We start from the raw sequence: 25076 nt of genomic DNA on the forward strand, positions 1-25076 counted from the left end.
CCGCTATCCGGGACCGCCAACCCACGACGCTTGTGGGTGGTAGCGTTTTCAGCGACCCCGGATCGGCCTGATGGCCGTCCGGGGTGACGCATTTCGGGAGATTTCGATGAACAAGCTGTTCCTGTCCGCCGCCCTGCCGGTGCTCATCCTCGCCGCCGGCTCGGCCCTGGCCGAGGGCGCGCCCACTGACCCGACCGCCGCCGCCGCGACCAATCCGCCGCCGCACTTCCCGCGCGACCTGACACCCGCAGGGGTCAAGGCCGCCGACGATCATCTGGCGCTGGAAGAGGTGGACGGGGCCGAGGCCCGGGCCTTCGTCGCCGCCGAGAACGCCAAGTCTCTGTCGGCCCTGACCGGCGATCGTCGCTACGAACCCTTCCGTCAGCAGGCCGAGGCCATCTTGACGGCGACCGACCGCATCCCCGGCGTCAGCTTCCTGGGCGAGGGCCTGGGCAATTTCTGGCAGGACGCGGCCAATCCGAAAGGCGTCTGGCGCCGCACGACCTTGGCCAGCTACCGCACCGCCCAGCCCCAGTGGGAGACCCTGCTGGACATCGACGCCCTCGCGAAAGCCGAAGGCCGCGACTGGGTGTTCAAGGGCGCCGACTGCCTGGCGCCGGACGAGACCCGCTGCCTGATCAACCTGTCCGACGGCGGCAAGGACGCCGTGACGGTTCGCGAATTCGACCTGACCACCAAGAGCTTCGTGGCGCCGGCCCAGGGCGGCTTCGTCATTCCCGAGGGCAAGCACCGCCTGACCTGGCTGGACCGCGACACCCTGCTGATCGCCACTGACTTCGGCCCCGGCACGATGACGGAGTCGGGCTATCCCTTCATCGTCAAATCCCTGAAGCGCGGCCATCCCCTGGCCCACGCGACCGAGGTTTATCGCGGTCAGCAGTCCGACGGCGGCTACGGCGTCTCGCCCATGGTCTTCCGCGACAAGGCCGGCGCGGTCGAGGCTGTCCTGTTCAACCGCCCGCTGGACACCTTCCGTTCCGAAACCTGGAGGCTGAGCGCTGAAGGCAAGCCGTACAGGCTGAACCTGCCGGAACGCGTCGCCGTCGAAGGCGTCATGGGCGGCGACCTGATCTTCTCGCCGGATCAGGCCTGGAGCTTCGACGGCCGGGACTATGCGGCCGGTTCGCTGCTGTCCCTGCCGCTCGGCGTTCTGGGCGAGGTGCGGCTGGATATCGCCATCGACGCCGGACGGGCGACCATCTTCGCGCCGACCCTGCGCCAGTCGCTGCAGAACGTGACCGTCCTGTCCGACAGCATCGTCGCCGTCATCGCCGACAATGTCGTGGGCACGCTGAAGCGCTTCACCGCGACGCCGAACGGCTGGACCGCGACCGACATCGCCGTCCCGGCCAACAGCGCCGTGGGCCTGGGCGACAGCTCGAAATCCAAGGGTCAGGTCTTCGTCTCGACCCAGGGCTTCCTGACGCCGCCGACCCTCAGCCTGGCGGACGTCTCGACGGGCGCCCTGACCGAGCTGAAGGCGGCCCCGGCCAAGTTCGACGCCTCGACCCACGTGGTCGAGCAGTTCGAGGCGACCTCGACCGACGGGACCAGGATCCCCTACTTCGTCACCCGGCCGAAGAACCTGGCCATGGACGGGACCGGCCCGACCATCCTGTTCGGCTACGGCGGCTTCCAGGCCAGCTTCCCGCCCGCCTACAAGCCCGAGATGGGCAAGCTGTGGCTCGAGAACGGCGGCGTCTTCGTTCAGGCCAATATCCGCGGCGGCGGCGAGTTCGGCCCCGGCTGGCACCAGGCCGCCCTGCGCGAGAACCGCCAGCGCGCCTTCGACGACTTCGCCGCCGTGGCCCGCGATCTGGAGCAGCGCCGCATCACCAGCCCGCGTCACCTGGGCATCTACGGCCGCTCCAACGGCGGGGTCCTGACCTCGGTGTCGATCACCCAGCATCCGGAGCTGTTCAACGCGGCGGTGATCGAAAGCCCGCTGATCGACATGCTGCGCTATCAGGACCTGCCCGCCGGCGCCTCGTGGATCGGCGAATACGGCGATCCGCGCATCCCCGGCGACGCCGCCTTCATCGCCCGCTACTCGGCCTATCAGCAACTGCGGCCCGAGGTGAAGTATCCGCGCGTCTACATCACCACCAATACGCGCGACGACCGGGTCCATCCCGGCCACGCCCGCAAGTTCGCGGCGCGCCTGGGCGACCAGGGCCACGACCACCTCTATTACGAGGACACGGCCGGCGGTCACTCCAACGACGCCGACCCGGTCGCCAACGCCCGTCGCTGGGCCCGCCACTACGTCTACCTCAGCCAGCAGCTGATGGACTGAGGGCGTTCTTGGTGCGCTGACGGCCCTCGGCCTGCTTGAGCGCGGCCTCAAGTAGCCCGAAGGGCGGTAGGCCGAGCAAGACGGCCTCAAGCAGCCCGAAGGGCGATAGGCCGGCAAAATATCTTCACGCTTTTATGAGCGGCGTGGAGGGAGCAAGGGGTTAGGATCGTCGGATGACGGCATGGGGTCTGGTCAGAAACAGCTTGATCGTCACGGCGATCATCGGCGTCGGGGCGGCGGCTCCGGCGAAGGAACGCGACGCCTCCGCCCAGCCGGTGGTGGTCGAGCTCTTCACCGCCCAGGGCTGTTCCGGCTGTCCCGAGGCCAATCGCACGCTTGAGGCCGTGGCGGACGAGCCGGGGGTCATCGCCCTGACCTACGGCGTCGACTACTGGGACTATCTCGGCTGGTCCGACACCTTCGCCAAGCCCGAGTTCGCCGCGCGGCAGCAGGCCTATCGTCAGGCGCTGAGGCTGAGGAACGTCTCGACGCCCCAGGTGGTGATCGACGGGCGGCGTCATCTGTCGGGCGTCCGCCCGCCCGAGCTTCAGGCCGCCATCGACGCCGAGGCCGCCGCCCGCCTGCATCCGCCCGAGATCGAGTTCCGCGAAACGGGCGACCGGGTCGGCGTCGGCTCGGGTCGCCCCCCCGTCGGCGGGGCCGAGGTCATGGCCGTCGTCTATCAACCGGGGCTTCAGACCGTCGAGGTCCGGCAGGGCGACAATCGCGGTCAGGCCGTGCGGCACGTCAATGTGGTGCGCGAAGTGAAACGTCTCGGCGACTGGACCGGACGACCGGTCCTGTTCGCCCTTCCGGCGGATTCCGCCTCAGAAGACAATGTCGTAGTCTTGGTTCAGGCCAAGGCCGACCGTCGCATCCTTTCCGCGGTCCGTCGCGTGGAACGGGCGCGCGATTGAACCGCTGACCGAAAGGGGCTAAAGGCCCGCCGCTCTTGATGGGCGCGCCCCTTGCGCGGCCCGGAGGTTATGCATGGCCGGGGATACGCCCCGCGGCGACGCCGAGACGTCCGCCGCAAAAGCTTCTGAACAACCGAACGCCCAGACTCCGCATGGCGGGGGACACGGCAAGGCGACGCATCGCGCCCTGATCCTGGGCGCTATCGGCGTGGTCTTCGGCGATATCGGCACCAGCCCGATCTACGCCCTGCGCGAAGCCATCGGCCACGCGCAGAAGGGCGTCGGCGGGGATCTGGCCATCATCGGCGTGGTCTCCCTGGCCTTCTGGGCCCTGATGATCGTCGTGACGTTCAAATACGTCATGTTCCTGATGCGGGCGGACAACAAGGGCGAGGGCGGCACCCTGTCGCTGATGGCCCTGGCCCAGCACGCGGTCGGCCGGCGCAGCGCCTGGCTCTTCATCCTCGGCGTCTGCGGCGCGGCCCTGTTTTACAGCGACGGGGTCATCACCCCCGCCATCTCGGTGCTCTCGGCCGTCGAGGGCCTGAAGGACGCGCCGGGCCTGAACGGAGAGCTGGACCCCTTCATCCTGCCGATCTCGGCGGGCATCCTCATCGCCCTCTTCCTGGTCCAGTCGCGCGGCACCGCCGGCCTGGCCAAGTTCTTCGGCCCCATCACCGCCGTCTGGTTCCTCAGCCTGGGCGTCCTGGGCCTGACCCACATCTTCGACGACATCAGCATCCTGCGCGCCCTGTCGCCGACCTACGGCGTCGAGCTGCTGCTCAAGGACGGCTTCCTGGGCTTCGTCATCCTGGGCAGCGTCTTCCTGGCCGTCACGGGGGCCGAGGCCCTCTATGCCGACATGGGTCATTTCGGAAAGGCGCCGATCCGCCAGGGTTGGCTCTTCGTGGTCCTGCCCTGCCTGACGCTGAACTATCTGGGCCAGGGAGCCTTCCTGCTGGACAACCCCGGGGCGGCGGACAATCCGTTCTGGAACATGGTGCCGCAGATGATCTACTGGCCCATGCTGGTCCTGGCCACGGCGGCCACGGTCATCGCCAGCCAGGCGGTCATCACCGGCGCCTTCTCGGTGACGCAGCAGGCGGTCCAGCTGGGCCTCCTGCCCCGCATCGACATCCGCAATACGTCGGAGACCCTGGCGGGCCAGATCTATGTCCCGGCGGTCAACAGCCTGCTGATGATCGGCGTCCTCTTCCTGCTGCTGACCTTCCAGTCGTCGCACAACCTGACGGCGGCCTATGGCGTGGCCGTCACCGGCACCATGCTGGTCAACACCCTGATGTCCTTCTCGGTGGTGACCAAGAAGTGGCGCTGGCCCCTGTGGGCCGTGCTGGCGGTCCTGATCCCCTTCGGCTTCATCGACGCGGTCTTCCTGACCTCCAACCTGCTCAAGATCCCGGACGGCGCCTGGATGCCCCTGGTCCTGGGCGGCGGCCTGGTGCTGATCATGTGGACCTGGGTGCGCGGCACCCAGATCCTGACGGAGAAGACCCGCAAGGACAGCCTGCCCCTGCATGACCTGATCGAGATGCTGAAGGCCCGCCCGCCGCATCGCGCGCCCGGCACGGCCATCTTCCTGACCTCGGACCCCGAGGTCGCGCCGGTGGCCCTGATGCACAACCTCAAGCACAACAAGGTCCTGCACGAGAAGAACGTCATCCTGACGGTCCACACCGCCGACCGGCCGCGCGTCTCCGACAATCATCGCGTGACGATGGAGCCGATCAGCGACGACTTCAAACGCCTGACCATCACCTACGGCTTCATGGAGACGCCGAACGTGCCGCGCGCCCTGGGCCTGTGCCGCAAACAAGGTTTGAAGTTCGACATCATGTCGACCAGCTTCTTCCTCGGCCGTCGCTCGGTGGTCCCCTCGGCGCGTCAAGGCATGCCCCTGTGGCAGGACAAGCTGTTCATCTTCCTGATGCGCAACGCGGCCAATCCGACCGACTTCTTCCATATCCCTCCCGGCCGCGTGGTCGAGCTGGGCACGCAGGTCTCCGTATGAGTGGTGGAACGCCCAAGGGCAGGAATTCGGCGGCGCGCGGTCGTCGCATGGCGGAAAAGGCGCGCGGCCCGCGTCGCGAGGCCAGGCCCGAGGTTCTCACGAACGATCCCCACGCCGACATCGGCGTCGAGGCCCGCCTGGTCGCCGGCGTCCTGCTGAACGCCGCGCTCGAGAAGCGCACCGGCCTGGACGAGGCCCTGGGTCAGTCGCCCGCCCGCGACCTGCCGGCGCCGGATCGCGCCTTCGCCAGGGCCGCGGCCATGGCCGCCCTGCGCCGTCTGGGCGAGATCGACCAGATCCTGGAGCGCCGCCTGAACAAGGCGCCGCCCGCTGCGGTGATGACCATACTGCGCATCGCCCTGGCCCAGACCCTGGTGCTGGAGACGCCCGCCTTCGCCGCCGTCTCGACGGCCGTGAAGCTGGCGGAGCGCGACGCCAAGACCCGTCCCTACAAGAACCTGGTCAACGCCGTCCTGCGCGGCGTGGGCCGCGACGGTCCCGGCCTGACGACGGCCGAGGCCAACCTGCCCGACTGGCTGGCGGCGCGCTGGAAGGCGACCTACGGCGAGGCGGCCCTGATCGGCCTGGCCTTGGCCACCAGAGAAGAGCCCGCGACCGACCTGACGGCCAAGCCCTCCGTCGATGCGGCCGTCCTGGCCGCCTCCGTCGAGGGCGAGGCCCTGCCCGGCGGCACGGTCCGCACCGGCAAGCGCGGCGACGTCGCCGCCTGGCCCGGCTTCGCCGAGGGCGACTGGTGGGTCCAGGACGCCGCCGCCGCCCTCCCCGCGCGCCTCCTGGCCGTCAAGCCGGGCGAGACGGCCCTGGACATGTGCGCCGCGCCCGGCGGCAAGACCCTGCAACTGGCCGCCGCGGGCGCCGAGGTCACGGCCCTGGACCGGTCGGAAGCCCGTCTGAAGCGGCTGCGCCAGAATTTCGAGCGCATGGCCCTGAAGGCCGAGGTCGTCGCCGTTCCCGCCGAGGACTGGGAGGATGACCGGACCTTCGACGCCGTCCTGCTGGACGCGCCCTGCACCGCCACGGGCACCTATCGCCGCAATCCGGAAGTGCTGCGCGCCACCCGCCCCGCCGACGTGGCCAAGCTGGCCGACGTGCAGCACCGTCTGCTGGACGTGGCGGCCGAGAGGGTGAAGCCGGGAGGCCGTCTGGTCTATTGCGTCTGCTCGCTGGAACGCGAAGAGGGCGAGACCCAGGTGATCGCCTTCCTGCGTCGCAACCCCGCCTTCCGCACCGTCCCCGCCGTCCCGGCCGAGATCGGCGCCCCGGACGAGGCCCTGACGCCCGAAGGCTGGCTGCGCGTCCTGCCGTCGCAATGGGCCGAACGCGGCGGCCTGGACGGCTTCTTCGTCGCGAAGCTGGAACGGGTCGCGAGCTAGGGTCTAGCCGACCTCGGCGCCGAACCAGCCGCCCCGCTCCGACACCCGGATCGGAAGGCCGAACAGGTCGCTCAGGGCCGCGTCGGTCAACAGCTCGGCCTTGCTCCCGTCGCGCGCGAGGCGTCCGTCCTGCATCATCACCACCCGCTCCATCTCGGGCAGGATCTCCTCGACGTGGTGCGTCACCAGGATCAGGGTCACGCCGTCGCGGGCCAGGGGCCTCAGCCCGTCCAGGAAGCGCCGCCGCGCGGCCGGGTCCAGCCCCGCGCAGGGCTCGTCCAGCAACAAGGCGCGCGGGCGGTGGACCAGGGCGCGGGCGATCAGCACGCGTCGCGCCTCGCCCGTCGACAGCCCGGCCATGGACCGGCCGATCAGGTGATCGGCTTCGACCCGGGCCAGGGCTTCAAGGCTGAGCGCCCGCATCTCCTCGGTCACGGTCTCGCGCCGCCACACCCCGCGTGAGGCGAAGAAGCTGGACACCACGGCGTCCATCACCTCGAGCGGCTCTTCGCCGGCGAAGTCGGCCTGCAGGGCGGGCGAGACGAAGCCCAGTTGCTTGCGCAGTTCGAACACGTCCCACCGATCCCGTCCGAACAACTGTACGCGCGCGCCGTGCAGGGGATGGATCTGATGCAGGATCAGCTTGACCAGGGTCGACTTGCCCGAGCCGTTGCGGCCCAGGATCACGGTGTGCCGGCCGTGTTCGATCGTCAGGGAGGCGTCCTTCAGGATATGGGTCGCTCCCCGCGCCACCGTGGCGTGGGCGATCTCCAGCAGGGGCGCGGCCGCCTGATCGCCGTCCAGGGGTTCGTGCGCCAGGACGTCAGTCATCCTCGTCCTCGATGGCGTGAATCTGGTCGTCGTCCAGACCCAGATGGTGGCCGATCTCATGGATCAGGACATGGGCGATGATCTCGGCCAGGCCCACGTCGCCGCGCTCGCACCATTCGTCCAGGATGGGGCGGCGATAGAGGAAGATGCGCGAGGGCTCGGGCGCCGGACCCATGGCGTCGCGTTCGCCGATGTGAACTCCGGAATAGAGGCCGGTCAGCTCGAACGGGTCCTCGATCTCCAGGTCGTTCAGGGTCTGCTCGTCGGCGAAGTCGTCGACACGGATCACCACCTCCCCGGCCGCCTGTCGGAACAGGTCGGGCAGGCCGGCGAAGGCCGCTTCGGCCAGGCGGGCGAAGTCGTCGAGCGAAGGGGCGGCCTGATCGTTCCACGTCTGGGTCATGGAACCGATATCGCCCGCGACGGCGGCGACGGCAATCCACAGCAGCGCCGCATCGCAATTCGCGCAATCAGAGTATGGTAAACGCGAATCGGTCGATCCCGCCTCGCGCCGGGCCGGCGGTTCGATCGAGATTTCTCTTGGGGAAGGCATGGCCGAGGCCGACATCGCCTATGTGGCCACAGCGGGCGCGGCCGGACTGGCTCTGGCGATCAGCGCCTGGGCCTGGCGTCTGCGTGCGCGCCTGGGCGCCCGCGAGGTCGAGATCGAGCGCTGGATGTCGAATGAGCGCGTCCACGCCGCCGCCTGCGAGGGCGCGCTGAACGTCTTCGACGACGTGCGCCTGGCCCTGACGCCTGAAGGAAGCGCTCAGTCCGTCTTCGGCGCCCCCGAAGCCCTGGCCGTTCTGGCGCCGGGTCTGGACGGGACGGCGGCGGGCGACGCCGTCGTGCGGACCATGAACGAGGCCCAGCCCGCCCGGATGGAGAATCTGATCCGCCGCGGCGAGCCTTTCGAGGTCCTGCTGGAGACGGAGGACGGCCCTTGGGCGGTCGAGGGGCGCGCCCTGGGCGGTTCGGCCTGGCTGCGCCTGTCGCGCCTGGGCGGCGCCGAGGCGGCGGCCGATGCGGGCCTGGGCGCCCTGGCCGAGGCCTCGCCCGCTCCGACCTGGGTCGTGGACGGGACCGGCCGCCTGATCTGGGCCAACCGCGCCTGGCTGACCGAGACCCGGGCCGAGACCCTGACCGACGCCCGCGAGGCCGGCCTCAGCTTCGATCGCGGCGCCGACGCCGTGGTGGCCGAGGCCTCGCGCCTGAACGCCCGGCAGGAGGGCTTCCGCTGGGTGTCCTCGGACGGCCGCCGCAAGGCCTGGCGCATCCTGGCCGAGCCCCTGGCGGGCGGGCGCGGCGCCGTGATCGCCTTCGCCATCGACATGACCGAGGCCGAAGAGACGCGCGACACCCTGCGCCGCCACGTCGAGGCCCATGACGAGACCCTGAACCACCTGGCCGACGCCGTGGCCATCTTCGGGCCGTCCAAGCGGCTGGCCTTCCACAACACCGCCTTCCAGTCGCTGTTCGCCATCGACCCGGCCTGGCTGGACGAGCGCCCGACCCACGCCGAACTGCTCGATCGCCTGCGCCAGAAGCGCCAACTGCCCGAGGTCGTCGACTACGCCGGTTGGAAGGCCAAGGAACTGGACTTCTACGGCGCGGCCCAGGCCTCGCCGGACGACTCCTGGTCCCTGCCCGACGGCCGTACCCTGCGCGTGGTGCGCCAGCCCCACCCCCTAGGCGGCATCCTGCTGATCTTCTCGGACATCACCGACGAACTGCAACTGCGCAGCCGTTACAACGCCCAGATCCAGGTCCAGACGGCGACTCTGGACAAGCTGAACGACGCGGTGGCGGTCTTCGGCTCGGACGGGCGGCTGCGGCTGCACAACGACGCCTTCGAGATCTTCTGGGGCGTCTCCGCCGCGCGCCTGGCCGAGGCCGGGGATTTCGACGCCGTGGCCGCCCTGTGCCGGCCGGTCCTGCCCGACGCCTCCCTCTGGCTGGGACTGAAGGCGCGGGTGGCCGACCCCGATCCTGAAAGCCGCGTGCCCATCGCGGGCGAAAGCCGGCTGGAGGACGGCCGCATGGTCGCCTGGCAGACCCGCCCCCTGCCCGACGGCGCCACCCTCGTCGCCTTCTCCGACGTCACCGCCCGACGCGGCCTGGAGCAGGCCCTGGCGGCCAAGGAAGCGGCCCTGGCCGAAAGCCAGGCCCTGAAGCGCGAGTTCGTCGGCAGCGTCTCCTATGAGTTGCGCACGCCCCTGACCACCATCGTCGGCTATTCGGAACTGCTGGAAGCCATGGGCGACTTACCGGAACGCAGTCGCCAGCACGCGGGCGCCATCCGCGTCGCCGCCAGCCACCTGGCCCGCTCCATCGACGACGTGCTGGACATGGCCCAGATCGACGCGGGCGAGATGGAGCTGGCCCTGGGCGACATGCGGGTCTGCGACCTGTTGGAGGCCTCGGCCGAGAAGGTCCGGTCCAAGGTCGAGGGGCGCGGCGCCGTCCTGAACCTCTCCTGCCCCGCCGGCCTCAAGCCGATCCGCGCCGACGCGCGCCGCATCGGCCAGGCCGTGGACCATCTGCTGGAGAACGCCTGTCGGGCCGTGTCAGAGGGCGGGGCCGTGACCCTGAGCGCCGAGATCGGCTCGGGCGAGGTCCGCATCCGGGTCGAGGACACCGGGCGCGGCATCCCCTACCACCTCCAGGCGCACGTCTTCGACCGCTTCGTCCGGCGCGAGCGTGGCGGGCCGGGCGTGGCCCTGGCCCTGGTCAAGGCCCTGGTCGAACTGCACGGCGGCTGGGCCGAGGTCCAGTCGGAGCCCGGCAAGGGCGCGGCCTTCATCCTGCACCTGCCGGTCGAGGCTACGGCGCCGACCGCCGCGCCGGAGCTGCTGCTGGGCTGACGGCTGCGTTTCCATGCGGTTTCGTGCTAGAGGGCCGGTCCAAGCCCATCAGGAAACTCCATGGCCGACGCCCCCCGCCCCCTGCTCAAGACCGCGATCATCTATGATTTCGACGGCACCCTGGCCCGCGGCAACATGCAGGAAGTCAGCTTCATTCCCTCCATAGGGATGACGCCTTCCCAGTTCTGGAACGAGACCGTCCGTCCACGGACCATCGCCTCCGACGGCGACGGCATCCTGATGTACATGCAGATGATGTTGCTGGCTGCGCGCGAACAGGGCGCGCCCGTCACGCGCCAGACGCTTCAGGATCACGGACGCGACGTGGCCCTGTTCGAAGGCCTGCGCGACCGCAGCTGGTTCGACCGCATGAACGCCTTCGGCGCCCAGTACGGCCTGGAGATCGAGCACTACATCATCTCGGCGGGCCTGGAGGAGATGATCCAGGGCTGCCCCATCGCCGAGGCCTTCACCCACGTCTTCGCCTCGAAATACGCCTATGACGAGAACGAGGTCGCCGTCTGGCCCGCCGTCGGCGTCAACTACACGACCAAGACCCAGTACCTGTTCCGCATCAACAAGGGCGTGCACAACCACTGGGACGATGAGCGCATCAACCGCTTCATCCCGGACGAGGAACGCCCCATCCCCTTCGACCGGATGATCTTCCTCGGCGACGGCGACACCGACGTCCCGACCATGAAGATGATGCACACCAAGGGCGGCTTCTCCATCGCCGTCTACGACCCCGACAACACCCCGCGCGATCACAACAAGATCCACCGCCTGATCTCGGAAGACCGGGTCAACTTCGTCGCCGAGGGCGACTATCGCGAAGGCACGCCGGTTGACCTGATCGTCAAGGGCCTGATCGGCCGCATCGCCGTCAACTACGGCCGCATGCCGGCGGATTAAACTCACCCATCCTTCTCCCCTTGTGGGAGAAGGTGGCCCTTCAGGGCCGGATGAGGGGTGTCGGCGCGACGTCAAAAGATCAGACGCCGATCCTCACCCAACGGGACCGTCACATCCGCCCTCACCCCGCCCGCCAGCATATGGCGGGTGATGCGCTCGAAATACTGAATGAAGACGGTCATCTCGGCGCGCCGTTCCGGCGGCAGGTCGCCGGGCGCCAAGCCCATCAGCCCCGCCTCCTGCTCGCAGCGCCAGTCCAGCACGGCGTCGAACGAGGGCGCCTTCAGGAACAGCATGGCGTCGAAGCGGGCGAAGGCTTCGGCGTAGAGCCCGGCCAGTTCGGCGTTGACCGCGCGCCGCCAAACCCCCGGCCCGTCCCGCTCGCGCTCCAGGGCGTTGACGGGTTCGACCAGTTCAAGGTCCGCCTGCGCCGTCGCCCCCAGGCACCAGCCGTCGACCAGCACCGCCGTCGGGCGACCCGCGAACATGGGCCAGTCGGCCTCGGGACGGCGGTCGTCGGCCAGCTTGTCGAAGGCGGGCAGCGGCGTGCGGCTGTCGGCTCCTGCCGCGCGCAGGGCCCCCACCGTCGCCTCCAGCAGTTCCAGATCATGGGTTCCCGGCGGGCCGCGCACGGCGAACAGGGGATGGACCGCCCTGCCCTTCCTCTCGCGCTCGGCCTTGGTCAGATAGACGTCGTCCAGCGACAGGCAGGCGGCGCCGAACCGTTCGGCGGCGAGCTGCGCCAGGGTGGTCTTGCCCGAGCCCTGCGCCCCGGCGATTCCAATCAACGGAACATGGTCTGGGCGCGCGCGCGCCTCGACCAAGGCCCCGACCGCGTCCAGCAGCCGGGCGTCGATCATCTCAGTGCTGGCTTTGCGGCAGGCGCACGATCAGGCCGTCCAGGTCGTCGGTGACGCGGATCTGGCAGGACAGGCGGCTGTTCGGCTCGACGTTCTCGGCGAAGTCCAGCATGGACTCCTCCATGGCCGAGGGGCGGCCGGTCTCGGCGGCGAAATTCTCGTCCACATAGACATGGCAGGTGGCGCAGGCGCAGGCGCCGCCGCAGTCGGCGTCGATGCCCGGCACATTGTTGCGGATCGCGCCTTCCATGACGGACAGGCCGTTCCGGACCTCGACCGTATGTTCGGTTCCGTCGTGCTCGATATAGGTGATCTTGGCCATGTCGGGCTGCTAGCACAGGTTGGGGGCGCGGCGTAGGTCAGGCCGCAATATAGACCCAGGCTTCAAGGCCGGAGGCCAGGGGCGCCAGGACCCGTCGGTAGTCCGCGCTCTCATAGGCGTCGGCGGCGCGCAGTTCGTCCCCGGTGATGCGGAAGGCCGTCCCCTCGATCGCATCGGCGAGGTCGTCGCTGGGCTGGAGGATCGGATGACGGCTCAGGCCGCTTTCGGCGATCACCCTGGGATCGGTGATCTCGACCTCGGACAGGACGAAGCCCAGAAGCCGATCGGCCGTTCCTTCCAGCAGCCGGCCGAAATTGGCCTTCTGCACCTCAGGGTCCTGCAGGGTCCCGTAGGAAAAGAGCAGGATGTCGGTCATGGAAGAAACGGCCTCGGTTCGGAGGGTCAGGCTGCTGTCTTCTTGCGGCTCGGCGCGACCATCAGCTTCTTGGTCTCGGCGATCGCCTTGGCCGGGTTCAGCCCCTTGGGGCAGACCTGGGCGCAGTTCATGATCGTGTGGCAGCGATACAGCTTGAAGGGGTCCTCGAGGTCGTCGAGGCGCTTCTGTGTCGCGTCGTCGCGGCTGTCCGAGATCCAGCGATAGGACTGCAGCAGAGCCGCCGGGCCGAGATACTCTTCCTGGTTCCACCAATAGCTGGGGCAGGAGGTCGAGCAGCAGGCGCACAGGATGCACTCGTACAGGCCGTCCAGCTTCTCACGGTCGGCGGGCGACTGCAGACGCTCCTTCTCCGGGTCGGGCGTGTCCGACTGGAGGTAGGGTTGGATCGAGTCGTACTGGGCGTAGAACAGCGACAGGTCCGTCACCAGGTCCTTGACCACCGGCTGGTGGGGCAGGGGGGCGATGGTGATGTTGTGCGAGGAGCACTCGTCCCAGCCCTTGGTGCAGGCCAAGGTGTTGCGGCCGTCGATGTTCATCGAGCACGAGCCGCAGATGCCTTCACGGCACGAGCGACGGAACGACAGGGTCGGGTCGATCTCGTTCTTGATGTGGATCAGGGCGTCCAGAAGCATGGGGCCGTGATCGTCGGTCGAGACCTCGTAGCTGTCCCAGCGCGGATCGGAATCCGTTTCCGGGTCATAGCGATAGACCTTGTAGGTCTTGACGTTCTTGGCGCCGGCCGGGGCCTTGTGAACCTTGCCGGTCGTGGGCTTGGAGCCGCGCGGGAGGCTGAGCTGAACCATCTGCGATCCCCTTAGTAAACCCGAGCCTTGGGCTCGATGTACGAGACCTCGTCGGTCATCGTGTACTTGTGCACCGGACGGTAGTCGATCTGGACGCCTTCGCCCGGACGCTTCCAGGCCAGGGTGTGCTTCATCCAGTTGACGTCGTCGCGGTCCGGATAGTCCTCGCGGGCGTGGGCGCCGCGCGATTCCGTGCGGTTGGCCGCGCCTTCGATGGTGACCAGGGCCTGGGCGATCAGGTTGTCGTACTCCAGGGTCTCCATCAGATCCGTGTTCCAGATCAGGCCGCGATCCGAGACCTTGATGTCCGAGCCGGCGGCGTCGATCGAGCGCAGCTTCTGGACGCCTTCGTCCAGGGTCTTGCCGGTGCGGAAGACGGCGGCGTCCGACTGCATGGCGCGCTGCATCTCAAGACGCAGCTTGGCGGTCGGGGTCGAGCCCGAGGCGTTGCGGAAGCGGTCCAGGCGGGCCAGGTGGGCGTCCGTCTGGGCCTTGGAGGCCGACGGCACGGCCGAGGCCTTGTCCACGACCTCGCCGCAGCGCAGGCCGACGGCGCGGCCGAACACCACCAGGTCGGTCAGGGAGTTGGAGCCCAGACGGTTGGCGCCGTGCACCGAGACGCAGGCGGCCTCGCCCACGGCCATCAGGCCGGGAACCACGCTGTCGGGGTTTCCGTCGCGCAGCGTCAGCACCTCGCCGTGATAGTTCGTCGGGATGCCGCCCATGTTGTAGTGGACGGTCGGCAGGACCGGGATCGGCTCCTTGGTTACGTCCACGCCGGCGAAGATCTTGGCCGATTCCGAAATGCCCGGCAGGCGCTGGTGCAGGATCTTGGGATCCAGGTGGTCCAGGTGCAGGAAGATGTGGTCCTTGTTCGGACCCACGCCGCGGCCTTCGCGGATTTCGATGGTCATGGAGCGCGAAACCATGTCGCGCGGGGCCAGGTCCTTCACGGTCGGCGCATAGCGCTCCATGAAGCGCTCGCCTTCCGAGTTGGTCAGGTAGCCGCCCTCGCCGCGGGCGCCCTCGGTGATCAGGCAGCCGGCGCCGTAGATGCCGGTCGGGTGGAACTGCACGAACTCCATGTCCTGCAGCGGCAGGCCGGCGCGCAGCACCATGGCGTTGCCGTCGCCGGTGCAGGTGTGGGCCGAGGTGGCCGAGAAGTAGGCGCGGCCGTAGCCGCCGGTCGCCAGAACCACCATCTTGGCGCGGAACTGGTGCAGCTGGCCGGTGTCGAGCTGCAGCGCGGTCACGCCGGTGCAGGCGCCGTCCTGCATGATCAGGTCCAGGGCGAAGTATTCGATGAAGAACTTCACCTCGCGACGGACCGATTGGCCGTACAGGGTGTGCAGGATGGCGTGACCGGTGCGGTCGGCGGCGGCGCAGGTGCGCTGCACCGGGCCTTCGCCGAAGTTGCGGGTCATGCCGCCGAAGGCGCGCTGGTAGATCTTGCCTTCTTCGGTGCGGCTGAAGGGCACGCCCCAGTGCTCCAGCTCATAGACAGCCTGGGGCGCGTTGCGGACTAGGTATTCGATGGCGTCCTGGTCGCCCAGCCAGTCCGACCCCTTGACGGTGTCGTACATGTGCCACTGCCAGCTGTCCTCGCCCATATTGCCGAGCGAGGCGGAGATGCCGCCCTGGGCCGCCACGGTGTGCGAACGGGTGGGGAAGACCTTGGTGACGCAGGCGACCTTCAGGCCCTGCTGGGCGGCGCCCAGGGCGGCGCGCAGGCCGGAGCCCCCGGCGCCGACGACGACGACGTCGTATTCGTGATCGATAAGCTCGTAAGCAGCCATGACGGGATCAGACTCCGGCGGGCAGGGCGCCGGCGGCCCGCACGATGAAGAAGACGCTGGCCGCGGCCAGCACGAGGAAGATCAGGTTGGACACCATGATCAAGGCCGAACGGGAGGAGGGCGTCGGGACGTAGTCCTCGATGATCACCTTCCAGGCCAGGCTGGCGAACAGGAAGAAGACTACGGCGGTCAGGCCCAGCAGGCCGGCGTTCAGCGCATTGCCGAACCAGGCGGCCACGGCCTCATAGCCGGCGCCGGCCAGGGTGAAGCCCGACGACAGGACCCACAGGCCCAGGGGCATCAGGGCCAGCAGGGCCAGCTTCTCGATCTTCCACTCGCCGGCGCCGTGGCGCTCGGAGATCTTCACATGGTTCTTGAACTTGGGGGCGGCGCTCACAGCGAAACCTTTCCGGCGGCGAACAGGACGACCCAGAACAGCACGGTCACGACCAGAGGGCCCCAGACCGCGATATTGGCCATCAGATTGGCGGACTTCAGATCAAGGCCCTTCCCGGCGTCGTTGATCAGGTGGCGGGCGCCGTTCAGCAGGAAGGAGAAGACCACCAGCGACAGGCCGAACCAGATGAAGAGGCCGAACGGCGAGGCCGAGCAGGCGGCGACCTTGGCGTAGGCCTCGGGACCGGCGGCGACCGCCGCGACCCAGCCCAGCAGCAGGACCGCGCCGACCGTGGCCGCGCCGATGGTGACGCGGAACAGGATCGAGGCCGTCATGGTGATGTGCCACCGCCAGACGCTGGTGAAGGGCGACATCGGCGCCACGTGGCCGTTGGGATGGCGGACGTAGCGGCCAGTCGGGTCGCCCGCACCCTGGGGAAGGTTCGACATGCGAATGATTCTCAAAAAACCTGTGGAAAAACAGGCCCGGTTGCAGTGCGATAGGCTTTAGTGACCGCAAAGGCCGGGTGTCAACGAAGCGGGGCGGATAAGCGCCGCTGATCGCATTTTCCTGATCAGGCCTCGCGAATCGCTCGCAACAACGCCGCCAAATCGTCTTCGGACAGACGCACCGCGCCCGGACGCCCCCAGATCGGGTCGGGCCACAGACCGTCGTCGCGGCGCCGACCGACCACATGGATGTGAAGCTGGCGGGTGACGTTGCCCAAGGCCGCCGTGTTCAGCTTGTCGATGGGCCGCCCCGCCGCTTCGGCGAGGGCGCGCACCACTTCGCCCGCCCGCACCACTTCATCCATCAGGGCGGCGCGCTGATCGCGGCTCAGGTCGTCCAGCTCCACCGCGCCGTCCACGCGGGGCAGCAGGATCAGCCAGGGGAAGCGGGCGTCGTCCTGCAGCCGCACCTGGCACAGGGGCCAGTCGACGGCGAAGACGGACCCGGCCTCGAAGGCGGCGTCAGCTTTAAAGTCTGTCATGTCAGATGCTCGTCTTCGAACCAGCGCAGGCGATAGGCGTTCATCGCCGTCGTCGCCAGCCGGGTCGTCAGCCGCCAGTTGACCACGGCCCCGACCGGCGCCCCGATCACCGGGATCAGCTGGGCCAGCTTGGCCAGGTCGATGTAGTCGCGATACTCCAGCTGGAACCTGCGCCAGTCGAAGTCCTGGATGCGCTCGGGCTGGTGCAGACCCCGCCCCGCCGCCTCCAGCGCCGCCAGGGCCTCGGGCCGATGCCGCGCGCTGGAAAAGGCCATCTGGAAGATGCGCAGCAGATAAAGCCGCTCGGGAAGCGTCTTTCCCGAATGGCCGTAGAGGGCGCCGATCTCGGCCAGCAGCTTGACCTTGATGGCCAGCAGGGCCGGAAAATCCGCCGCCGCCAGCAGGAATCCGCCGGCCCCCGCCACCCCGCCCTCGGCGCTGGCCGTGGTGCGATAGAGGTCGACGCGGGTGCGGATCAGCTCTTCGCGGGTCCTCAGATCGCCGTGCAGCAGGGGCTTGGCCGTGGTCCATTCGGCCCCGGCCATTATGCCCCGCGTCGTCAGCTCGACGCCGGAGGTGACGATCTGATGCACTCGCTCGGGGATGAGGCCGTTGATCCGGTCCTGGGTCGCGCGGGTGGTCCTGTCCCACAGGCCGGGCGCACGCAGCTGGCGTTCGCGCCAGGCCTCGGCTTCCCTGAGCACCCGGGCTTCATACTGTCGATCGTCTTCCGCAGCGGTCATCGCGCCCCTCTGGATTCGGCGACCCTCGCAGGGGCCGACCAAAGGCGCAACGCCCGGCGCTTGCTCCCGCTCCCTTGCGGGTCTAGACCGCCCGCCATCGAGTACCGTTTCGCACACGCAACATCGACTGGAGAGACCTGTATGGCTCGCGCGAAGATCGCCCTCATCGGCGCCGGAATGATCGGCGGAACCCTGGCCCACGTGGCCGCGCGCGAAGCGCTGGGCGACGTCATCCTGTTCGACATCGCCGAAGGCACCCCCCAGGGCAAGGCCTTGGACATCGCCGAGGCCTCGGCCGTCTTCGGCCAGGACGTGGCCCTCAAGGGCGCTAACGACTACGCCGACATCGCGGGCGCCGACGTCTGCATCGTCACTGCCGGCGTGCCGCGCAAGCCGGGCATGAGCCGCGACGACCTGATCGGCATCAACCTGAAAGTGATGAAGGCCGTCGGCGAGGGCATCAAGCAGCACGCCCCCGACGCCTTCGTCATCTGCATCACCAACCCGCTCGACGCCATGGTCTGGGCTCTGCAGAAGTTCTCAGGGCTCCCCAAGGAGAAGGTCGTCGGCATGGCCGGCGTGCTGGACTCGGCCCGCTTCGCCTACTTCCTGGCTGAAAAGACCGGCGTCTCGGTCCAGGACATCCACGCCTGGACCCTGGGCGGCCACGGCGACGACATGGTGCCGATGGTGCGTCACTCGACCGTGGGCGGCCTGCCTCTGCCCGACGCCGTCGCCGCCGGCTTCCTGTCGCAAGCCGACCTGGACGCCATCGTCGAGCGCACCCGCAAGGGCGGCGGCGAGATCGTGGCCCTGCTGAAGACCGGTTCGGCCTTCTACGCCCCTGCTGAATCCGCCATCGCCATGGCCAAGTCCTACCTGCTGGACCAGAAGCGCGTCCTGCCCTGCGCCGTCTGGCTGTCGGGCGAATACGGCCTGTCCGACCTCTACGTCGGCGTCCCGGCCCTGATCGGCGCCGCCGGCGTCGAGAAGATCGTCGAGTTCGCAACCAACGACGACGAGAAGGCCATGTTCGCCAAGTCGGTGGAGTCGGTGAACGGCCTGATCCAGGCCTGCAAGGACATCGAGCCTTCCTTGGCTTAAGGGTGCCGACGCGAGCCGCGTGGCGGCTCGCTGCTTGAGCGCATGAGCGTCCCGGCGTGTCGGGTCGAGAAGGCGGAACCTTCTGACCCGGGCCGAACAAGATGAAAGGGCCGCATCCTCGGATGCGGCCCTTTTTCTTGGACGTCTTTTGGGGAGACTGGCGGTTGCGCCGGGCGGCTTCAGTGGCCGCCGGAAGGGTAGGGGGCGGTTACGCCGCTGCTGATCATGCCGGGCAGGGCTTCGCCCAGACCCATCAGGATGAACTGGATGGCCAGGGCGCACAGGATCAGGCCCAGGACCCGCACCACGATGGCCATGCCCACGTCGCCCAGGATGCGGCTGATGGGGCCGGTCGCCGCGAAGCAGAGGAAGGTGACGACGCAGGCCGCTCCCATGGCGATCAGGGAAGCGACCGTGCCGGCGAAGCCCAGTTTCTCGGCCTCGCCCGCCTGGATGATGATGGCCGATATGGCGCCGGGTCCGATCATCAGGGGAATGGCGAAGGGGACGATCAGGCGCTTGAACCGTCGCTTGGCGTAGCCGCGCACGTCTTTGGCGTCGGTCACGGCGTCCGCGTCAGCGAAGATCTTCAGGAAGTCCTCGCGCGCCATGTCCAGGCCCAGCAGCAGCAGCAGTATGCCGCCCGCGATGCGGAAGGCGGCCAGAGAAATGCCGAAGAACTGCAGCAGGCCCAGGCCGGTGAAGAAAAAGAAGCCCAGGAAGACGGCCGCGAAGGCGCAGATCATGGCCGAGACGGTGATCCGCTGACGCAGCGACGCCCCCGCCGTCGCCGCCGCAAAGATCGGCACATTGCCGATGGGATCCAGCAGCGCGAACAGCGCCACGAACAGGTTGACCCCCAGATCGACCGCGTTCATTGCTTGCCCCTGCCCTGAAAACCCGCCGCGCGACCGCGACTCCTTGTCCCACCTATCGGGGCATCCGCGCGCGCCCGCAACCCGCTGAGAGCCGGAAATGTCCGAAGCCCGCCCTGTCGCCGCGCCCAATCGTCCCTTCGACCCCCGCGTCATCTGCGCTCTGGACGTGCCGACGACGGACGAGGCCCGCGCCCTGGTCGATCGGATCGGCGACGCGGTCGGCTTCTACAAGGTGGGGCTGCAGCTCTTCGCCTCGGACGGCATGGGTCTGGCGCGCGAACTGAAGGCGGCGGGGGCCCAGGTCTTCCTGGACTGGAAGCTGCACGACATCGGCGCGACGGTGGAGAAGGCGACGGCGGTTCTGGCCAACGCCGGCTGCGACCTGCTGACGGTTCACGCCCGGCCGCAGGTCATGGCGGCGGCGGCGCGCGGGGCGGCGGGCTCGGACCTGAAGATCCTGGGCGTCACCGTCCTGACCAGTCTGACTGAGGATGACCTGAAGGCGGACGATCACAGCCTGTCGGCCGCCGATCTGGTCGAACTGCGCGTGCGTCAGGCGCTGGAGGCCGGAATCCACGGCGTCGTCTCCAGCCCGCACGAGGCGGCGCGGGTGCGTGAGATCGCCCTGGCGGCGGGCCGCGACGACTTCCTGATCGTGACGCCCGGCGTGCGCCCGACCGGCGCGGCCCTGGACGATCAGGCGCGGGCGGCGACGCCGGCCAGCGCTCTGCGATCCGGCGCGACCCATCTGGTGATCGGACGCCCCATCACCGCCGTGGCCGATCCGCGCGCAGCGGCGCAGGCCGTATCCGAAGAGATCGCCCTGATCTGATCGGCCGACATGAAAAAGGGCGGCGCCTTTCGACGCCGCCCTGATCCGATCAACCCCGTTCGCCGCGTTCCTGGCGATAGGGACGCTCCGTCCGCGAGGGGGGCGGAGGCGGGGGAGGCGGCGGGGCCGCTTCCGGAACCGCATAATAGCCCTGCTCGAAGTTCACGACCGGCGGCGCCGTCTCCACGCGGGGCGGCGCCACGTGGACCTGGGGCTGGGCCACCTCGACCTGGGCCGGGGCGACGCGCACGTCGGCGGGCGCCACATAGACGGGCGGCGGGGCCACCTGGATGCGGGCCGGTTCAACGTAGACCGGGGCCGGCTGCACATAGACCGGCGGGGATTCCACATAGACGGGCGGTTGCGAGACATAGACCGGCGGCTGGCTGACGTAGATCGGCTCCGACCGATAGCGAACCGGTTGGGGCGGCGGGCCGCAGCGGCCGCAGTTGTCGTAGCCGCCCTGATAATAGCCGCCCTGGTATTGTCCCTGATATTGACCCTGGCCGTATCCGCCGCGCGCCCAGGGATAGCGGCCGTAGCCGTCGACCACATAGCCGAAGGGCATGGAGCGGCTGACGTCATAGCCGTATCCGCCGTGACGGATCGGCTCCTGCGGCGGGGCGACCACGACCGGCGGACGCGATCCGGCGCCGCCGTAGCCGTATCCATAGCCGTAGGACTCGACCGGGCCGTATCCGCCCTGCCAGCCCGTGTCGTGATAATAGGTCCGCGCTCGGCTCTCGACGACCGGACCGCGGTCGACATAGGCCTGTCGGGCGTAATCCGACGCAGCGTTGAAACGCGCCTGGCGCTGATGCGCTTCGGCGGTTCCGGCGACGAGCACGGCCGCGCCGGCGACGATGTACAGGACAGCCTTCATGGCCACGCTCCTTTTTTCAGCCGTAAAGGTTAATGCCGTTTCGGCCGGAGCGTTCAATATTCTCCCCTCAGGCGAAATGAGGGCCCAAATGAGGGGGCGAAACGAAGGGGCGCGCGTCAGAAATCGACGGCCAGGCCCTTCTTCTCCCAGTCGCCGTAGCGCGTCGGTTCGGGGCCGCGCGGACCGCCGTGCTCCTCGGCCATGGCGGCCTCCTCGGCGGACTTGCGACGTTCGGCCGCTTCCATCAGGGCGCGGCGCGCGACCTCGCTCAACGGGCGCTCCGGCGTGGCGTGGGGCACGTCCGCGTTGAAGACGGGAGCCGGTTCGGCGGTCGCCTCGGCGGGCGGGGTGGGCTGTTCGGTCACAGGGAGACTGCCTTGAGAGCGGGAATGCTCGGGCTCAAATAGGGGCTCAGGATTTCTTCGTCACCCCTGACGCGCCCCGGACCGCATGAACCATCTGAAGACATTCGCCCTTCTGGCCGTGATGACCGCCCTCTTCATGGGTATCGGCTGGCTGATCGGCGGCGCGACGGGCATGGCGATCGCCCTGGTCGTCGCGGCGGGCATGAATCTGTTTTCCTATTGGAACGCGGACAAGATCGTCTTGAGGATGTACCGCGCTCAGCCGGTGGACGAGACCCACCCCAACGCCGTGGTCCGGGCCTATGTCGCCGACGTGAAGCAGATGGCGGCGGACGCGGGTCTGCCCCTGCCCAACATCACCATCATTCCGAACGACCAGCCCAACGCCTTCGCTACCGGCCGCAATCCCCAGAACGCCGCCGTGGCCGCCACGACCGGGCTTCTGGACATGCTTACCCGCGAGGAGATCCGGGGCGTGATGGCGCACGAACTGGCCCATGTGAAGAACCGCGACACCCTGACCATGACGGTCACGGCGACGATCGCGGGGGCCATCGCCATGCTGGCCAACTTCGCCCTGTTCTTCGGCGGCGGCGACGACCGGGAGCGGCCAGGCGGCATGATCGGGACCATCGCCCTGATGCTGCTGGCGCCCATGGCGGCGGGCCTGGTGCAGATGGCCGTCAGCCGCGCCCGGGAATACGAGGCCGACCGCGTCGGCGCCGAGATCGCCAAGGATCCCCACGCCCTGGCCTCCGCCTTGCAGAAGATCGAAGCCTATGCGCGCGGCGCGGTGAACGCCCCGGCCGAGCGCAATCCGGCCACGGCCCATATGTTCATCATCAATCCGTTGAACGGGAAGGGCGCGGACAACCTCTTCTCGACCCACCCGGCCACAGGCAATCGCGTCCGCGCCCTGATGGAGCTGGGGGCCAGGATGGGCATGAACCGAGGTCCTGCCTCAGCCCCCGTCGCGCCTGCTCCGACGGCGAGCGCGCCTCGGACCAGCGTGCCGACGACGCCTTCGCCGCCTTCGTCCTCGCGCGGTCCCTGGGGCTGATCGCCCTTTGCGTGCGCGGCCTTAAGGGGTTAGAGCGCGCGCCATGACCGATACGCCCGACCTTGAACCGACCGAAGCCGACCGCCCCGAGTGGACCAAGGCCCACGGCCCGTTGCGTTCCTTCGGGCGCATCAAGTCGCGGCCGATCAAGGCGCGCCAGGCGGCCCTGTTCGACACCCTGATGCCCCGGATCGCCGTGCCGGACCCGGCCAAGGGCCCGATCGACCCGCAGGTCCTGGCGCCCGAGGCCGAGGAAGTCTGGCTGGAGATCGGTTTCGGCGGCGGCGAACACCTGGCGGCCCAGGCGGCGCGCAATCCCCAGGCCCTGATGATCGGTTGCGAACCCTTCCTGAACGGCGTGGCCTCGGCCCTGCGCCATGTGGAGGAGGGCGGTCTGAAGAACGTCCGCCTGCACGCCGACGACGCCCGCGCGGTCATGGCGGCCCTGCCCGAGGCCTCCCTGGACCGGGTGATGATCCTCTTCCCCGATCCCTGGCACAAGGCGCGCCACAACAAGCGTCGCTTCCTGCAGGACGAGACGGCGGTCGAGATCGCTCGCCTGCTGAAGCCCGGCGGCCGGGTGCGCTTCGTCACCGACTGGCTGGATTACGCCGACTGGGCGTTGGAGCGGCTGGATCGCACGCCGGGTCTGACACGGATCATGACCGAAGGCGCCGACTGGTTCGCGGTCCCGGCCGACCACGTCGTCACGCGGTATGAGGAAAAGAAGCTGGGCGACACCACGCCCATCTTCCTGGAATTCGCCCGCGACGCCTCGCGATAGGTCCGCGGTCCTCGCGACTTGACCTAAGGGCAATTACGCAAGGGATAGCCCGCACTCGCCGCTTCGTCTGGCGTTTACTCGTATCCGTGATTTTCACCGGACTATCTCGGGGGAAAGAGCGACGATGCGGATGATGAGAACCGACGGCGGATCGAACCGGCCGTCGACGACGCCATGCCGCGCTGACGTTCGCCTCAAGATCGTCCCTGGGCCGACCACGGCCGACGACGACGCCTGACCCTTTGTTTTTGAAGCGTGTCGGCGCGTCGAAACGCGTCGATGGACCTAGTACAGGACAATCTCCGGTGAATCTGGACAACGTGAAGATATCTCGAAAACTGGCGGGCGCCTTCGCCATGATCGTGGCGGTGATCGTCGCGCTCGGCGTGGTGGTGTTCATCCAGGTGAACGCCCTTGAAAAGGCCAAGGAAACGGTCGCCCTGGCGGAGACCGTGACGGCCAAGACCAACCTGCTGCGACGCGCGGTGGACCAGCAGGAAAGCGCCGTCCTGGCCTATATGCTGTCGGGCCGGTCCATGCAGGTGCAGCGCATCGAATCCAACAAGGCCGATTTCCGCGAGGGCGCGGCCGAACTGAAGACCCTGACCGCCCATATCCCCGGCGCCGCCGAACGCGTCGACGCCCTGGTGCAGGCCGTCGCCGTCTATCAGGAGACGGTCATCGATCCGGAAGTCCGTTTCGCCGGCAATCCGGAAACCCGCGCCCAGGCCCTGGCCATCACGGAGAGCGAGGTTCCCGCCCAACTGATGAAGCCGATCACCGAAGCCTTCGCGGCCATCGCCAAGGCTCAGTCCGATCGCAAGGACGCCGCCATCAAGGATCAGACCGAGGCCTTCGCGGCGACCCGCATTGCGGTCGGCGTCGGCGTGGCGATCGCCATGGCTCTGGCGGCCCTGTTCGGTCTCGGCCTGGCCAAGATGATCGCCGCCCCCATTACGGCCATGACGGCGGCCATGCGTCGCCTGGCTGGCGGGGACAAGACCATCGCCGTCCCGGCCATGGGCCGCAAGGACGAGGTCGGCGAAATGGCCGGCGCTCTCCTGGCCTTCAAGGACGCGGCCATCGCCAATGACCGCCTCGAGGCCGAAGCGACGGCGCAGCGCGCGGCGGCGGAAGAGGATCGCGCCCGCGTCGAGGCCGAGAAGGCCAGGGCCGCAGAGGAAGACCGCGTGGCCATTACGGCCCTGGCGGAAGGCCTGCAGGCCATGGCCAACGGCGACCTGACCCATCGGATGACCGCGAACGTCGCGCCTAAGGCCGAAGAACTGAAGACGAACTTCAACGCGGCGATCTCGCAGCTAGAGCAGGCCGTTTCCGTCGTGGTGTCGAACGTGGCGGCGATCCGTTCCGGATCGGGAGAGATTTCTCAGGCCTCGGACGACCTGTCGCGCCGTACGGAGCAGCAGGCGGCCTCGCTGGAAGAGACGGCGGCGGCCCTGGACGAGATCACGGCGACGGTGAATAAGACGGCCTCGGGCGCCCGTCAGGCCTCGGACGTGGTCCAGGCGGCGCGCGGCGACGCGGAGAAGAGCGGCCAGGTGGTGCGCGACGCAGTGGCGGCCATGGGCCAGAT

At 68.7% G+C, this 25076-nt stretch carries 25 protein-coding genes; 11 read left to right on the forward strand and 14 right to left on the reverse strand.

From position 1 onward, the window contains the following. Window positions 1–106: 106 nt before the first annotated feature. The 4 genes from ABIE19_RS10875 to ABIE19_RS10890 all read left to right on the forward strand — a co-directional run bounded on the left by ABIE19_RS10875 (window position 107) and on the right by ABIE19_RS10890 (window position 6657). Window positions 107–2317, forward strand: a complete 2211-nt coding sequence (locus tag ABIE19_RS10875) for a prolyl oligopeptidase family serine peptidase (RefSeq protein WP_354089205.1) — start codon at window positions 107–109, stop codon at window positions 2315–2317. 173 nt (window positions 2318–2490) lie between these two features. After that, the gene (locus ABIE19_RS10880) at window positions 2491–3234 is read left to right on the forward strand and encodes a DUF1223 domain-containing protein (RefSeq protein WP_354089206.1); all 744 of its coding nucleotides are present in this window, start codon (window positions 2491–2493) and stop codon (window positions 3232–3234) included. A gap of 73 nt (window positions 3235–3307) precedes the next feature. Beyond that, a complete protein-coding gene (locus tag ABIE19_RS10885) occupies window positions 3308–5263 on the forward strand; it encodes a potassium transporter Kup (protein ID WP_354089207.1) in 1956 nt (651 codons plus the stop codon). After that, window positions 5260–6657, forward strand: coding sequence for an RsmB/NOP family class I SAM-dependent RNA methyltransferase (locus ABIE19_RS10890; protein WP_354089208.1), 1398 nt, complete (start codon window positions 5260–5262; stop codon window positions 6655–6657). Before ABIE19_RS10885 ends, ABIE19_RS10890 begins: the two co-directional genes overlap by 4 nt. Before the next feature lie 3 nt (window positions 6658–6660). Here the strand turns inward: ABIE19_RS10890 and ABIE19_RS10895 are convergent, their stop codons facing one another. Continuing rightward, window positions 6661–7488, reverse strand: a complete 828-nt coding sequence (locus tag ABIE19_RS10895) for an ABC transporter ATP-binding protein (RefSeq protein WP_354089209.1) — start codon at window positions 7486–7488, stop codon at window positions 6661–6663. After that, on the reverse strand, window positions 7481–7891 hold the full coding sequence (locus ABIE19_RS10900) for a metallopeptidase family protein (protein ID WP_354089210.1): 411 nt from the start codon (window positions 7889–7891) through the stop codon (window positions 7481–7483). The genes ABIE19_RS10895 and ABIE19_RS10900 overlap by 8 nt, the downstream gene beginning before the upstream one ends. A gap of 148 nt (window positions 7892–8039) precedes the next feature. Between ABIE19_RS10900 and ABIE19_RS10905 the strand changes: the two genes are divergently transcribed. Continuing rightward, window positions 8040–10352, forward strand: a complete 2313-nt coding sequence (locus ABIE19_RS10905; RefSeq protein WP_354089211.1) for a PAS domain-containing sensor histidine kinase — start codon at window positions 8040–8042, stop codon at window positions 10350–10352. 60 nt (window positions 10353–10412) lie between these two features. Next, complete coding sequence (locus ABIE19_RS10910) at window positions 10413–11267, forward strand: HAD family hydrolase (protein ID WP_354089212.1); 855 nt, start codon at window positions 10413–10415, stop codon at window positions 11265–11267. Window positions 11268–11338: 71 nt separating this feature from the next. Here the strand turns inward: ABIE19_RS10910 and ABIE19_RS10915 are convergent, their stop codons facing one another. The 9 genes from ABIE19_RS10915 to ABIE19_RS10955 all read right to left on the reverse strand — a co-directional run bounded on the left by ABIE19_RS10915 (window position 11339) and on the right by ABIE19_RS10955 (window position 17576). Next, window positions 11339–12127 carry a kinase gene (locus tag ABIE19_RS10915; RefSeq protein ID WP_354089213.1) on the reverse strand — a complete coding sequence of 263 codons (789 nt, stop codon included), beginning with the start codon at window positions 12125–12127 and terminating at the stop codon, window positions 11339–11341. 1 nt (window position 12128) lies between these two features. Continuing rightward, window positions 12129–12449 (reverse strand): 2Fe-2S iron-sulfur cluster-binding protein, encoded by a 321-nt coding sequence (locus ABIE19_RS10920; RefSeq protein WP_354089214.1) that lies wholly within the window; start codon window positions 12447–12449, stop codon window positions 12129–12131. 37 nt (window positions 12450–12486) lie between these two features. Continuing rightward, window positions 12487–12825, reverse strand: a complete 339-nt coding sequence (locus ABIE19_RS10925) for a gamma-glutamylcyclotransferase family protein (protein WP_354089215.1) — start codon at window positions 12823–12825, stop codon at window positions 12487–12489. Between the two features lie 26 nt (window positions 12826–12851). After that, the gene (locus ABIE19_RS10930; protein WP_354089216.1) at window positions 12852–13649 is read right to left on the reverse strand and encodes a succinate dehydrogenase iron-sulfur subunit; all 798 of its coding nucleotides are present in this window, start codon (window positions 13647–13649) and stop codon (window positions 12852–12854) included. Window positions 13650–13660: 11 nt separating this feature from the next. Then, a complete protein-coding gene (gene sdhA, locus ABIE19_RS10935) occupies window positions 13661–15445 on the reverse strand; it encodes a succinate dehydrogenase flavoprotein subunit (protein WP_354089217.1) in 1785 nt (594 codons plus the stop codon). A gap of 7 nt (window positions 15446–15452) precedes the next feature. Continuing rightward, window positions 15453–15842 (reverse strand): succinate dehydrogenase, hydrophobic membrane anchor protein, encoded by a 390-nt coding sequence (gene sdhD, locus ABIE19_RS10940; RefSeq protein WP_354089218.1) that lies wholly within the window; start codon window positions 15840–15842, stop codon window positions 15453–15455. Next, window positions 15839–16291 carry a succinate dehydrogenase, cytochrome b556 subunit gene (sdhC, locus tag ABIE19_RS10945; RefSeq protein WP_354089219.1) on the reverse strand — a complete coding sequence of 151 codons (453 nt, stop codon included), beginning with the start codon at window positions 16289–16291 and terminating at the stop codon, window positions 15839–15841. The genes sdhD and sdhC overlap by 4 nt, the downstream gene beginning before the upstream one ends. Window positions 16292–16416: 125 nt before the next feature. Then, the gene (locus ABIE19_RS10950) at window positions 16417–16833 is read right to left on the reverse strand and encodes an HIT domain-containing protein (RefSeq protein ID WP_354089220.1); all 417 of its coding nucleotides are present in this window, start codon (window positions 16831–16833) and stop codon (window positions 16417–16419) included. Then, the gene (locus ABIE19_RS10955) at window positions 16830–17576 is read right to left on the reverse strand and encodes an EcsC family protein (RefSeq protein ID WP_354089221.1); all 747 of its coding nucleotides are present in this window, start codon (window positions 17574–17576) and stop codon (window positions 16830–16832) included. Before ABIE19_RS10955 ends, ABIE19_RS10950 begins: the two co-directional genes overlap by 4 nt. 141 nt (window positions 17577–17717) lie before the next feature. Between ABIE19_RS10955 and mdh the strand changes: the two genes are divergently transcribed. Beyond that, complete coding sequence (mdh, locus tag ABIE19_RS10960; RefSeq protein ID WP_354089222.1) at window positions 17718–18680, forward strand: malate dehydrogenase; 963 nt, start codon at window positions 17718–17720, stop codon at window positions 18678–18680. A gap of 179 nt (window positions 18681–18859) precedes the next feature. Here mdh and ABIE19_RS10965 read toward each other — a convergent pair whose 3' ends face one another. Next, on the reverse strand, window positions 18860–19558 hold the full coding sequence (locus tag ABIE19_RS10965) for a MarC family protein (RefSeq protein ID WP_354089223.1): 699 nt from the start codon (window positions 19556–19558) through the stop codon (window positions 18860–18862). A 97-nt stretch (window positions 19559–19655) separates the two neighbouring features. On the opposite strand from ABIE19_RS10965, the gene pyrF reads away from it, so the two are divergent. Next, complete coding sequence (pyrF, locus tag ABIE19_RS10970; RefSeq protein WP_354089224.1) at window positions 19656–20390, forward strand: orotidine-5'-phosphate decarboxylase; 735 nt, start codon at window positions 19656–19658, stop codon at window positions 20388–20390. 49 nt (window positions 20391–20439) lie between these two features. Here the strand turns inward: pyrF and ABIE19_RS10975 are convergent, their stop codons facing one another. Both ABIE19_RS10975 and ABIE19_RS10980 read right to left on the reverse strand, forming a co-directional pair. Beyond that, window positions 20440–21273: a hypothetical protein gene (locus tag ABIE19_RS10975; RefSeq protein WP_354089225.1), complete on the reverse strand. Its 834-nt coding sequence runs from the start codon at window positions 21271–21273 to the stop codon at window positions 20440–20442. Window positions 21274–21389: 116 nt separating this feature from the next. Continuing rightward, window positions 21390–21638 (reverse strand): DUF1674 domain-containing protein, encoded by a 249-nt coding sequence (locus ABIE19_RS10980; RefSeq protein ID WP_354089226.1) that lies wholly within the window; start codon window positions 21636–21638, stop codon window positions 21390–21392. A gap of 85 nt (window positions 21639–21723) precedes the next feature. On the opposite strand from ABIE19_RS10980, the gene htpX reads away from it, so the two are divergent. The 3 genes from htpX to ABIE19_RS10995 form a co-directional block, all read left to right on the forward strand. Beyond that, complete coding sequence (htpX, locus tag ABIE19_RS10985) at window positions 21724–22698, forward strand: zinc metalloprotease HtpX (RefSeq protein WP_354089227.1); 975 nt, start codon at window positions 21724–21726, stop codon at window positions 22696–22698. 43 nt (window positions 22699–22741) lie between these two features. Further along, window positions 22742–23482, forward strand: a complete 741-nt coding sequence (trmB, locus tag ABIE19_RS10990) for a tRNA (guanosine(46)-N7)-methyltransferase TrmB (protein ID WP_354089228.1) — start codon at window positions 22742–22744, stop codon at window positions 23480–23482. A 305-nt stretch (window positions 23483–23787) separates the two neighbouring features. Next, window positions 23788–25076: HAMP domain-containing protein (locus ABIE19_RS10995; RefSeq protein WP_354089229.1), on the forward strand; the 1289-nt coding region annotated here is incomplete at its 3' end.

The organism is Brevundimonas faecalis (genome assembly GCF_040549405.1).
GTDB lineage: Bacteria > Pseudomonadota > Alphaproteobacteria > Caulobacterales > Caulobacteraceae > Brevundimonas > Brevundimonas faecalis.

Coding starts and splice junctions, on each gene's coding strand:
- ABIE19_RS10950 (WP_354089220.1), bottom strand. CDS start 16,833: ATGACAGACTTTAAAGCTGACGCCGCCTTCGAGGCCGGGTCCGTCTTC.
- ABIE19_RS10890 (WP_354089208.1), top strand. CDS start 5,260: ATGAGTGGTGGAACGCCCAAGGGCAGGAATTCGGCGGCGCGCGGTCGT.
- ABIE19_RS10955 (WP_354089221.1), bottom strand. CDS start 17,576: ATGACCGCTGCGGAAGACGATCGACAGTATGAAGCCCGGGTGCTCAGG.
- ABIE19_RS10895 (WP_354089209.1), bottom strand. CDS start 7,488: ATGACTGACGTCCTGGCGCACGAACCCCTGGACGGCGATCAGGCGGCC.
- pyrF (WP_354089224.1), top strand. CDS start 19,656: ATGTCCGAAGCCCGCCCTGTCGCCGCGCCCAATCGTCCCTTCGACCCC.
- trmB (WP_354089228.1), top strand. CDS start 22,742: ATGACCGATACGCCCGACCTTGAACCGACCGAAGCCGACCGCCCCGAG.
- ABIE19_RS10885 (WP_354089207.1), top strand. CDS start 3,308: ATGGCCGGGGATACGCCCCGCGGCGACGCCGAGACGTCCGCCGCAAAA.
- ABIE19_RS10910 (WP_354089212.1), top strand. CDS start 10,413: ATGGCCGACGCCCCCCGCCCCCTGCTCAAGACCGCGATCATCTATGAT.
- ABIE19_RS10875 (WP_354089205.1), top strand. CDS start 107: ATGAACAAGCTGTTCCTGTCCGCCGCCCTGCCGGTGCTCATCCTCGCC.
- ABIE19_RS10920 (WP_354089214.1), bottom strand. CDS start 12,449: ATGGCCAAGATCACCTATATCGAGCACGACGGAACCGAACATACGGTC.
- sdhC (WP_354089219.1), bottom strand. CDS start 16,291: ATGTCGAACCTTCCCCAGGGTGCGGGCGACCCGACTGGCCGCTACGTC.
- ABIE19_RS10900 (WP_354089210.1), bottom strand. CDS start 7,891: ATGACCCAGACGTGGAACGATCAGGCCGCCCCTTCGCTCGACGACTTC.
- ABIE19_RS10880 (WP_354089206.1), top strand. CDS start 2,491: ATGACGGCATGGGGTCTGGTCAGAAACAGCTTGATCGTCACGGCGATC.
- mdh (WP_354089222.1), top strand. CDS start 17,718: ATGGCTCGCGCGAAGATCGCCCTCATCGGCGCCGGAATGATCGGCGGA.
- ABIE19_RS10905 (WP_354089211.1), top strand. CDS start 8,040: ATGGCCGAGGCCGACATCGCCTATGTGGCCACAGCGGGCGCGGCCGGA.
- ABIE19_RS10925 (WP_354089215.1), bottom strand. CDS start 12,825: ATGACCGACATCCTGCTCTTTTCCTACGGGACCCTGCAGGACCCTGAG.
- sdhA (WP_354089217.1), bottom strand. CDS start 15,445: ATGGCTGCTTACGAGCTTATCGATCACGAATACGACGTCGTCGTCGTC.
- ABIE19_RS10965 (WP_354089223.1), bottom strand. CDS start 19,558: ATGAACGCGGTCGATCTGGGGGTCAACCTGTTCGTGGCGCTGTTCGCG.
- ABIE19_RS10930 (WP_354089216.1), bottom strand. CDS start 13,649: ATGGTTCAGCTCAGCCTCCCGCGCGGCTCCAAGCCCACGACCGGCAAG.
- ABIE19_RS10915 (WP_354089213.1), bottom strand. CDS start 12,127: ATGATCGACGCCCGGCTGCTGGACGCGGTCGGGGCCTTGGTCGAGGCG.
- htpX (WP_354089227.1), top strand. CDS start 21,724: ATGAACCATCTGAAGACATTCGCCCTTCTGGCCGTGATGACCGCCCTC.
- ABIE19_RS10975 (WP_354089225.1), bottom strand. CDS start 21,273: ATGAAGGCTGTCCTGTACATCGTCGCCGGCGCGGCCGTGCTCGTCGCC.